We start from the raw sequence: 282 nt of genomic DNA on the forward strand, positions 1-282 counted from the left end.
GTTGAAAGCCTCGGCGAGCGCGTAGATGACGGCGCTCTTCTCGGGAAAGTATTGATAGAGAGAGCCCATCGACACAGCCGCCGCCTGCGCGAGTTCGTTCATCCGCAGCCTGTCGCTGCCTCGCTCCGAGATGAGCTCCCTCGCGGCGTCCAGAATCTTGGCCCGGCGCTCGCGGCTCCGCTGCTGAACGGGGCTGCGCGCGCTCCCGCCACTCCCAAACACCGTATCGTTTCCATCCATGGCCGCTTGACACCCAAAATGTAAGAAACTATCACCTTTTGC

At 61.7% G+C, this 282-nt stretch carries 1 protein-coding gene; it reads right to left on the reverse strand.

What is annotated here, in order from left to right:
• Positions 1-240, reverse strand: a 240-nt coding sequence (locus tag ACWNT5_RS24305) for a TetR/AcrR family transcriptional regulator (RefSeq protein ID WP_456518869.1), incomplete at its 3' end; no start/stop codon positions are given.
• Between the last annotated feature and the right edge of the window lie 42 nt (positions 241-282).

This window comes from Aquimarina sp. 433 (assembly GCF_054054605.1).